This window comes from Alkalispirochaeta alkalica DSM 8900 (genome assembly GCF_000373545.1).
In the GTDB taxonomy this organism is placed as follows: domain Bacteria; phylum Spirochaetota; class Spirochaetia; order DSM-27196; family Alkalispirochaetaceae; genus Alkalispirochaeta; species Alkalispirochaeta alkalica.
This window is the reverse complement of record NZ_KB891718.1, coordinates 2,940-12,961: the sequence shown is the minus strand read 5'-3', so window position 1 is coordinate 12,961 and position 10,022 is coordinate 2,940. Positions and strand designations below refer to the sequence as shown.

The 10,022-nt window shown below is 50.5% G+C and carries 9 protein-coding genes and 1 pseudogene; 7 read left to right on the top strand and 3 right to left on the bottom strand.

What is annotated here, in order from left to right:
• Positions 1-310: 310 nt before the first annotated feature.
• From B071_RS16965 to fabG, 3 genes and pseudogenes are all read right to left on the bottom strand, one after another.
• Positions 311-1,108 carry an alpha/beta fold hydrolase gene (locus B071_RS16965; protein ID WP_083914803.1) on the bottom strand — a complete coding sequence of 266 codons (798 nt, stop codon included), beginning with the start codon at positions 1,106-1,108 and terminating at the stop codon, positions 311-313.
• A gap of 81 nt (positions 1,109-1,189) precedes the next feature.
• Positions 1,190-1,585 (bottom strand): annotated as a pseudogene (locus B071_RS0109865) (transposase); the annotation flags it as partial.
• 328 nt (positions 1,586-1,913) lie between these two features.
• A complete protein-coding gene (fabG, locus tag B071_RS0109860) occupies positions 1,914-2,642 on the bottom strand; it encodes a 3-oxoacyl-ACP reductase FabG (RefSeq protein WP_018526933.1) in 729 nt (242 codons plus the stop codon).
• A gap of 223 nt (positions 2,643-2,865) precedes the next feature.
• Between fabG and B071_RS0109855 the strand changes: the two genes are divergently transcribed.
• From B071_RS0109855 to B071_RS0109825, 7 genes are all read left to right on the top strand, one after another.
• Positions 2,866-3,894: a 3-oxoacyl-ACP synthase III family protein gene (locus B071_RS0109855; protein ID WP_018526932.1), complete on the top strand. Its 1,029-nt coding sequence runs from the start codon at positions 2,866-2,868 to the stop codon at positions 3,892-3,894.
• A 13-nt stretch (positions 3,895-3,907) separates the two neighbouring features.
• The gene (locus tag B071_RS0109850; protein ID WP_018526931.1) at positions 3,908-5,218 is read left to right on the top strand and encodes an acetyl-CoA hydrolase/transferase family protein; all 1,311 of its coding nucleotides are present in this window, start codon (positions 3,908-3,910) and stop codon (positions 5,216-5,218) included.
• Positions 5,219-5,254: 36 nt separating this feature from the next.
• A complete protein-coding gene (locus B071_RS0109845; protein WP_040588053.1) occupies positions 5,255-6,463 on the top strand; it encodes an acetyl-CoA C-acetyltransferase in 1,209 nt (402 codons plus the stop codon).
• A gap of 23 nt (positions 6,464-6,486) precedes the next feature.
• On the top strand, positions 6,487-7,071 hold the full coding sequence (locus B071_RS16960; protein ID WP_051075294.1) for an SDR family NAD(P)-dependent oxidoreductase: 585 nt from the start codon (positions 6,487-6,489) through the stop codon (positions 7,069-7,071).
• Between the two features lie 185 nt (positions 7,072-7,256).
• Positions 7,257-8,480, top strand: coding sequence for an ABC transporter substrate-binding protein (locus B071_RS0109835; RefSeq protein ID WP_018526929.1), 1,224 nt, complete (start codon positions 7,257-7,259; stop codon positions 8,478-8,480).
• 45 nt (positions 8,481-8,525) lie between these two features.
• Complete coding sequence (locus B071_RS0109830) at positions 8,526-9,299, top strand: ABC transporter ATP-binding protein (RefSeq protein WP_438829684.1); 774 nt, start codon at positions 8,526-8,528, stop codon at positions 9,297-9,299.
• A complete protein-coding gene (locus B071_RS0109825; RefSeq protein WP_018526927.1) occupies positions 9,299-9,988 on the top strand; it encodes an ABC transporter ATP-binding protein in 690 nt (229 codons plus the stop codon). Before B071_RS0109830 ends, B071_RS0109825 begins: the two co-directional genes overlap by 1 nt.
• Positions 9,989-10,022 lie beyond the last annotated feature (34 nt).

The window sequence follows — 10,022 nt, the reverse complement described above, 5'->3', positions numbered from 1 at the left end:
GTATTGTGCAGAAACGGGCAGATGATACAATCCGAAAGGTTGGAATGCTTTCCAGGCAGGGCATGAGAAAAACTGATGAAGTTATTCTTGACATTATGCTTTCCGGCGACATGTAGTATAAGTGTTATCTGTCACCTGAGCTAATCTGGGGTAGCTCAGGTGAAAAATTTGGAGCACCTGGAAATGGCAACCCCTCTTGACCACTATATCGGCAAATAGCATTGACCACTTGGGGTACAACGTACCCGTTGTTGATACGGGTCTGCGGCATTAGCCGGAGACTGCTTCATCCATGTCAAATGCCCTGTGCTCAGCTGAAATTATTGGCGATAAAATTCTGCAGGCTTTCAGTGAACAGTTCTGGCCGCTCAACTATGACTGAATGTCCAACATCACTGATTATCTCGAGTTTTGATGATGCAAAGGCCGCAGCGGTTCTCTCAGCCATCTTTTCAGTAATAATTATGTCCTTTTCTCCGTACATAACCAGTACCGGTCCGGCAAACCTGTCAGTGCTGCCGACAACTGAAAATCGAGCCAGAGCGCGGGCGTTGCCGCTGAAAGCAATCGGATTCATTTTCATTGCCTGATTGGTCAGTTTGTCAAGGAAATCAGGATCATCAAGGCTCGGGCAGACTGCAGCCAGACCCTGACGCATGAAATCCTGGTTCGTCTTGTAGGCTTCAATTGCAGGATAGTGTTCCTCGGGTATAACAAGGCCATCCGGTGCGCAGCTATCAACCAGGACGAGCGCAGAGACCAGTTCCGGATATCGGGTCGCAATGCTCATTCCTACACCACCACCAAGCGAGTGACCCACAATTATTGGTGCGGAAAGCCTCATTTCCTGAATAAAATCAGCCATATAATCAGCGTAGGTATCTATATCTGCGCAGTCGATATGATCGGATTCACCAAAATTGGGCATATCTGGTGCAAAGACCCGGCAGCCCGGCTGCTGCATGACCTTTGAAAACCATAGATTGCAACCGGTATTCCCATGAATATAGAGAACATCCCGGTTACCTGAATTCGATCTGTCACATTCTGATTCACTGAAGAGATAAGAAATGTGAATTCCTTTTACCATTGCTCTATGCGGGTTCATTGTGCCTCCTTGTAGGTCTACACTACTGGATTCCCGGATACTGTCAATCTTGGTGGATGGGCATCCCTTCTGATTTCTGACCTATGCTGCTGAATCCTCCACGAGGATTCCGTCTTTGAACTCTCGTCCTACTTGAACGAGTTCCAGTTGTTGCCATTTGGCGATCTTCCTCCAGGTCTTCTGAGCCTCCTGAACGAGTTTGAAAGCCATTGCCCAAGTGGCTCGATGGGTGCCCATTCCCTTCGTCTTGTAGGTACGTAGACGAACGGGAGCGAAGACGCTTTCGGTGACCTTCGTACTGCGGATGTGCGTCCAGTGAGCTCCAGGGAACTGGTAGAACGTCATCAGCTGGTCACGATTCTTTGCGAGTGTCTCTGTGGCCTTGGGAAGCGTGTCCTCATAGGCCTGGATAAAGTGATCGAACGACTTGTTGGCGTCTTTCTCCGTCTCCGCCATGTAGATTATCGTGAATGGCGGAGGAAATGTGGGAGAACGCCGCTGGAGAAGCGCGCATGCTCGGGCTTCCGCTTCACNGCCTGCCGTTTATCGACACGGGGGCGTCGAATCGCCACCGGACCGATGCCGGTAAGTACTGTCCGATTCGGCGCGTGTCCATTCCGTGCGACCACTGTTCGCTCTCCCTCAGTGAGCAATCCAGCGTATGATCTACGTGGATTGCGATTCCGCCTGTGGTGGGATAGACTGGCTGTAGGGCATACGTAATTCCTTCCGATGATTTGGTTGTTATCAGAAGGGTATGCCCTTTTTCTTTTTCTATCCACCAAGTTTTATTGTATCCCCCGGATTATACGGTTAATCCTCCATCTACGCGAATGACCTGTCCGGTAATGTAGGATGAAAGGTCACTGGCAAGAAAGGAAACCAGATTTGCAACTTCCTGAGGTTCCCCAATGCGTTTCAGGGGTGTTTTTGCCTTGATTCCTTCAATAACCTTCTCAGGTACGGTTTGAATCATTGGAGTGTTGATAAACCCCGGGGCAACAGCATTGGCCCGTACAGCAGCACCTTTGCGTGCAAATTCCTTGGCCCATGTCTTGGCCATAGCTACTACACCGGCTTTTGTGGCTGCGTAGTTGGTCTGTCCCATATTTCCATCGAGTCCAACAACAGATGATATATTTATTATCGATCCTGATCCGTATTCCATCATGCGAGGACCAATTTCCCGTGACATAAGGAACACACCCTTAAGATTGACATCGATTACCTGCTGCCAGGCATCATCATCCATCTTGTTAATTACCGCATCGCGTGTTATACCGGCGTTGTTTATAAGAACATCTATCCTTCCGTGCCGGGCACAGATGTCTTCTATGCAGGTGTGGATGTTGTCCGCATCGAGAACGTTGACCACCTGCCCGTGCGTGTTGCTTCCGTTTAACTCTTTGAGTGCGTCTGCGGAAACATCCAGGGCATAGACAGCCTCAGCTCCATTTGAGGCAAGTGTATCGACAATTACCCTGCCGATTCCTTTTCCGCCACCAGTCACTACACAAATTTTTCCCTGAACCATGGTTCCTCCTGAATTAAAAGAATGAGGTGAATCGCCTCTCATTTATAATCTACTATCCTATGCGTTGAATTCCATTCCGTCAAGCAAAAATGGAGAGCAGAACTCCCGATAACGCTAGCACATCGTAAGAATACTCCCTATTTATTGCTTGCGGATCAATCAAAACGGATTTATACTGAGCCTATTATGAGAGATGATTCACTCTTGCATTAAGGAGCGTCCCATGGCACTGATAATCGGATCAGGCCTGTATGCACCAGGAGAAGCGATTGATTCCCAGGAATTAATGGATCTGGCGCATGTAGAGTTTGATGCAGAACGTATAAGAGACAAACTGGGTATTGACCGGCGACATATTGCGCATCTGAGAGGTATTGATGAAACAACGGCCGATTTTGCGGAAAAGGCCGGCAGGGCAGCTTTGGAGAACGCCCGTGCCGAGGAACCAGGTCTGCAGGCCAAAGATATCGGACTGTTTATTGTCGGGACAGATACCCCTGAGTATATAAGTCCGGCGACTGCGATATTACTTCAGGGAAGACTTCAGGCTGGCCAGGAGCAATCAGCTGCTTTTGATATCAATGCCTCCTGTGCTGGATTTTGTACGGCTCTGGATGCTGCTGCCACTATGCTTGATGCTCATTCAGACATGCAGTATGCAATGGTCGTCGGGGTATATAACATGCCCGCCTTTGTTCGACCAGGTGATGTTTTCGGATATTCGATTTTTGCAGATGGTGCAGGGGCTGTTGTTCTTAAAAAGTCATCTATTGAGGACAAGTCCAGAGACCGTGGCTACCTTGTCGGACACTTTCGGGCTGATGGCACACAATGGGATTATGTTGGTGTTTATAGTGGCGGGACCAGGCAGCCTGTCACCAGGGAGCGGCTTGAGTCCGGAGAATATGGTCTCCAGCTGCTGCAGAGGCTTCCTGGCGCCCGTAATGTAGAACTCTGGCCTCCAGTCGTTCATGAAATACTTGCAAAAATCGGCCACACGGCAGCTAAAGCTGATCATTTTATTTTTACCCAGATTAATCTGGATGTTATCCGTCAAGTAATGGAGATACTCGAACATCCCATGGAAAAAACCACAACAATTATGGACCGTTATGGTTATACCGGCAGCGGTTGTATTCCGATGGCGCTGCATACAGCAGCAAGCGAGGGGCGGATCAAGCCCGGTGATCTTGTTGTCCTTGTCGCCTCCGGCGCTGGTCTTGCAGTGGCAGCAAATGTAATCAGATGGTAGAAGGAGAAAGGTAATGGCCGACTGGAATAAAATTTACACATCAAAACTGGTAGAAACCGATGAGGCGGTGCAGCAGATTCAGAGCGGATTTGATGTGGTTGTTGCACAATGTGCATCTGAGCCCTTGGGTTGCATGTCGAGATTTCACCGTGTTGCAGACCGGGTAAAGGATGTGCGTGTTTTTTCCGTATTGACTCTGAACCCCTATGATTTTTACATGGATCCGTCCATGAAGGGGCGTTTTGAGCTTGCAAGCTGGTTTCATGCTCCCGGATCGCGGAAGGCCCTCAAGGAGGGGGCTGGTACGGTGACGTATGTTCCAAACATGCTGCATCGGGCAGCCCTGGACAGAATTGATGCCAGAAAACCGGACATTTTTTTTGGTACCTGCACGCCTCCAGATGAAAAAGGATTTGTTTCACTGTCTCTGGGGATTACCTATGAAAAAGATATTATTGAGGCAGCAGATATAGTGGTTCTTGAAGTGAACGAGAACCTGCCCCGCACCTTTGGTGATACACATATTTCTGTTAAGGATGTCGATTTTTTTGTAGAGCACACACAGGATGTGCCTGCATTACCAACTGTTGTCCCGAATGAGATTGATCGGCAAATCGGAAGGTATATAGCTGAACTGGTCGACGATGGTTCTACCATTCAGCTTGGTATCGGGAACATACCGAATGCTGTAGCCCTGGCACTTACAGACAAAAAAGATCTTGGTGTGCATACCGAAATGATGGTGGATTCAATGATGCACCTCTATGAACAAGGAGTAATCACCAATAAACGAAAATCCTTGTACAAGGATAAATTCATCTGTGCCTTTGCTATGGGCAGCAGGGAGTTGTACGACTGGCTTGATAATAATATGGCAGTCGAATTTCAGCGCGGTAAATGGGTCAACGATCCTGCAGTAGTCAGACAGAACAGCAGGATGGTCAGTATTAATACCTGTTTGAGTGTTGATTTTACGGGACAGGTCGCTAGTGAATCCATCGGCCATGTGCAATACAGCGGCACTGGTGGACAGACTGATACTGCGGTAGGAGCTAAAGAGGCCTATGATGGTCTGGGGAAGTCGATTATTGCCTGTCATTCTACTGCAAAGAACGGAACCGTCAGTACAATCATGCCATTTCTTACTGAAGGATCAGCTGTAACCCTGCATAGAGCAAATACCGACCATATTGTCACTGAATACGGGATTGCATATATGCGTGGACGTACTGTTCGTGAGCGAACCCGGAATCTTATAGCGGTTGCTCATCCTGATTTCAGAGATGAGCTGCAGAGTGAAGCGAAACGCATTGGTTATCTTTAAGAGTGGACAAGAGTCTGTACACACGTGGAGGAAATAATGGAAAAAAAGAATCGGGTTGCTATTGTCGCGGCCAGGCGAACCGCAATTGGTGCGTTCCAGGGAATGTATTCCGGGACGTCGGTTGTGGATCTGGGAGTGGCGGCTGCAGCCGCAGTTCTCGAGCAAAGTGGTCTTGAGGCAGGACAGGTAGATGAATGTATTGTGGGAAATATTCTCAGTGCAGGCCAGAAGCAGAACATAGCCCGTCAGATAAGTATCGGGGCAGGTCTGTCGGACACGGTCCCTGCTTATACTGTGAATAAACTCTGTGGTTCAGGGCTGAAATCTGTAGCTCTTGGAGTAGGAGCAATTCAGCTTGGTGATGCAGAGATCGTTCTTGCCGGTGGGGCAGAGAATATGACAATGACACCTTATGCACTGCCCTCAGGACGATCCGGAGCACGACTGGGAAACACTGAAGTGATCGATCTTATACTGCAGGATGGTCTGACGGATGCCTTTCATGGGTATCATATGGGTATTACAGCTGAAAATCTGGCTGAAAAATGGCAGATCAGCCGTGAGCAGCAGGATGAGTTCGCAGCAGCAAGTCAGAATAAGGCTGAAGCTGCTATCCAGGCTGGAAAATTCAAGGAAGAGATAGTTCCTGTTCAAATTCCCCAGCGAAAAGGTGATCCTTTGATTGTCGCGCAGGATGAATTTCCCCGCTTTGGGGTCACTGCAGAAGCCCTCGGCAAGCTGCGCCCTGCATTTAAAAAGGATGGAACCGTAACTGCAGGTAATGCCTCAGGAATAAATGATGGGGCTGCTATGGTCATGCTTTCCTCAGAGACGGCCGTAGAAAAGCACGGACTAAAGGTTATGGCCTGGATCGAATCCTATGGCAGCGCGGCTCTGGACCCTGCCTACATGGGTTATGGTCCGGTTCCCGCAACCAGGCAGGCCCTTCAGCGGGCAGGGTGGACCCTGCAGGATATCGAACTTGCAGAGCTGAATGAAGCATTTTCTGCCCAGTCGATGGCTGTTCTGAAGGGATTTGAACAGGAACTTGGTGGTATCTCACCGGATATTGTAAATGTGAATGGCGGAGCTATCGCGCTTGGTCACCCGATAGGGGCTAGCGGAACCAGAATCCTGGTGACTTTATTGTACGAGATGCAGCGGCGCGGAGTACATAAAGGCCTGGCCTCCCTGTGTATAGGCGGTGGTCAGGGAATGAGTGTTCTGTTGAATATTCCTGAATGATCACTGAAGGTAGTGTGTAAAAAGTGGCTGTTGCAGATTTTCTGTTTGCAACAGCCATTCTTGTAGCTTTTTCTATTATTGATCAGCTTGATCGGGTTGCAAAAGAGATCAACGCCGCCGTCGGCCGTGCCACCGGACTCAAGACTGATGTAACCAAGGATGCCGACGTCGAAGCCCTGATGGACAAAACCGTGGAATTTGGTGGCAGCATCAACTTTGTAGTGCCTTCGGCCGGTATCATCCGCGACGGCCAGATGATCAACACCGATAAAGAGACCGGTAAGGTCAAGAAAGTGATGTCAACTGACGCCTTTCGCCTGGTGATGGAAGTTGACCTGATTGGTTCTTTCATTGTTTTGCGTGAAGTTGCCAAGCGCATGGTCGACAACGGCTGGATCGGTGTGCTCTGCACAATCAGCTCGGTCAACAAATGCGGTCAGGCCAGTCAGCTGAACTACTCTTCGACCAAGGTATCTGTAGCCCTGTGGCCGAAGAGCTTGGCAGGTGAATTCCACATGAAGAAGATCAAGGACATTCGTGCAGGAGGAATTGCTCCCGGATACGTTGGAACTACCGGTGGTAGCTGGTATGGACCAGGCTGCTCTTGATGGAATCCTGAAGGATGTGCATATCGGCCGCTTGATTGAGCCGGCAGAAATTGCCCAGGCCATTGTAGCGGTGGCAGAAAACGGTGCGATCGACGGATCGACTCTGGAAATCACCGAGGTGTTACCTGCGGTCCCAGAGCCGTCGCGAAATAAGGCGAAAGCCAAAATTTTTTATGGAGGATGGCATGAGAACAAAAAAATCACTGTTCGTATGCGTTGTTTTGTCACTGGTGCTCTTGGCGCCGGTGTTCGGTGGAGGCCAGCAGGAGGGAGTTCCGGGGGTAACCGAGGACACCATTCGAGTGGGGTCGACAATGGCCCTGTCGGGACCGGTAGCTGCTATCGGGGGGCCAATGGCTGAGGGTCTGCGTGCATGGATAGCGCATGTAAACAATGCAGGCGGTATTCACGGTCGCCAGATCGATCTGCGCATCCAGGATGACCAGTTCAATCCGGCTAACACAGCCAGCTTGACCCGTCGTCTGGTTGAGCGTGACCGCGTATTTGCGATGGTTGGTAGTCTGGGAACACCCTGTGTTTTGGCAATCATGGATTACCTGAACGACCGCGGCGTGCCGTTTGTATACCAGGGTGCAGGTGCTACCCAGCTGGCAGTACCTCCCAAGCAGTACGTCTTCCCGTTCCAGCCGAACTATCTGCTGGAAGGTAACGTAATGGCAACCTACATGGTTGAAGAGCTCGGACTTACCCGATTGGGTATGGTTTACCGCAATGCTGATGACGGGCAGGATGCCTACAATTCGGCCAGGGAAACCATCGAGAAGGCTTATCCGAATGCCAAGCTGGTTGAGGCTATTTCGGTTGACCCGTACAGCAGCGATTTTTCGACGGCCATTCGTCGTCTGCAGGCTGCTGATGTAGAAGGTATCATGCTGGTTACGTTTAACCCCCAGACTCCGGCCTTCCTGCAGCAGGCTTACGAGTTCGGTTTGACCGATCCGGTTATTCTGGGTAGTTATGCCAACGCTGATGCTTCGGTGGTAGCTGCTGCTGGTCCCGATGCCGGTGAAGGCTTTCAGGTAATGGCATGGGTGGCTGCTGACCTGACCGACCCTGATTTTCCGCCATGGAAGATATACCAGGACTTTGTTGGTCGTGCAGATGCGATTCCAAACGCTTTTGCAGTGGCTGGGATGATAGCTGGCGAGCTGTTTACTGAAGGTCTGGAGCGAGCAGGTCGTGACCTGACCCGCGAAGCGCTGGTAGAGGCCATGGAAAGCATGGACAATTGGCAGGGACAACTGGTGCCTGGTGCAACCTATCATCCGTTTGGAGATGGCACCGATGTAACCAGTCGTCTGGGTATACAGGCCATGTATGTACTTGAGGTGCAGAACGGGGGATTGGCTCCGGTTAGCCAGTGGATTCAGTACCGCGACCTGGACTAATCCTTAGAGGTTGATTGAGCAGCGGCTGCGGCCGCTGCTCTTCAAATGCAGGAGACGAGGAAGGAACGAATGCTTGAAATAGCCAATGTGGGAGTCAGTTTCGGCGGCCTGATTGCGGTCAACGACTTTTCCATGACCGTCGAAAAAGGGACCATTCATGCCTTGATCGGNCCNAATGGCGCTGGGAAGACAACCCTGTTTAATTCGATTACCCGCGTGGGGCCACGNACGTATGGAAAAGTGTATTACAAGGGTGAAAACATCACTGCGCTGCCGGACTACCAAATGATTCACAAGGGGATAGCNCGNACGTTTCAGAACCTGCATCTGTTTAACGGAATGACGGTGTACGAGAACTTGTATGCCGGTTACGCTTATCATTACCAGAAAATGTTCCCGNCCATTTTTTTCGGCGGGCACAAGAAGTTCATCGAAGAGGTGAATGCCAAGATCCTGGAGGTCGCTGCCGAGGTTGGAATTTATCCTTATCTGAGTCAGTTTCCGTCGCAGTTGTCATACGGAATACTCAAGAAGGTCGAAATCGCACGGGCGATTATTTCGCGGCCCGAAATGTTGCTGCTGGATGAGCCAGCTGCCGGTTTGAACCATCAGGAGACCGAAGAACTCGATGTGGTTCTGACCGATATGAAGAAGCAAGGAATGACGATACTGCTCGTTGAGCATGACATGGACATCGTCATGAAGATATCTGACAGAATAACCGTTATCAACTTCGGCAAAAAGATTGCCGAGGGAACACCGGCCGAGATTGCCCGGGACCCCGAGGTTATTCGCGTGTATCTGGGGGGGGGACAATAATGCTTAAGGTAACTGACCTGAACATCTCCTACGGCCCGATACAGGCGGTAAAGGGGATTTCTTTCGACCTCGGCAAGGGCGAGATTGTATCGATACTGGGTGCCAACGGGGCCGGTAAAACCTCGACCCTCTTTGGAATCCTCGGCGTTGTGCCGGCCAAGGGTGAGGTGCGCTACAAGGGTGAGCCAATGGAGCGCAAGACCCCCAAGGAGCCCACNGAGCAAGGTTTGATCCTGTGNCCGGAAAACCGCCGGATTTTTCCGGCTCTGACGGTTGAGGAGAACCTGCGCATGGGAACCTTTGTGCGGGGTAATTTCAAACAGAATGTCGAATCAGTTTATGAGCTGTTCCCACGGCTCAAGGAGCGTTGCAAGCAGGAAGCCGGCTCTTTGTCGGGTGGTGAGCAGCAGATGCTGGCTGTCGGGCGGGCCTTGATTGCTGAGCCTGAGGTTCTGATGCTCGATGAACCGTCGCTGGGGCTGGCCCCGGTGATCGTTGATGACATGTTCAGGGTGCTTGAGTCTTTGAAAGANCGGATGTCGGTGCTGCTGGTTGAACAGAATGCGACCAAGGCGCTTTCGATCAGCGACCGCGCCTACGTATTGCAGAATGGTGTCATAGTACACTCCGGACAAGCTGCCGAAATGCTAAAGGACGACAACTTGCGCAAGGCATACCTGGGAATGTAGGAGCAGACTGTGTTAAATAATATTTTACAAGCCA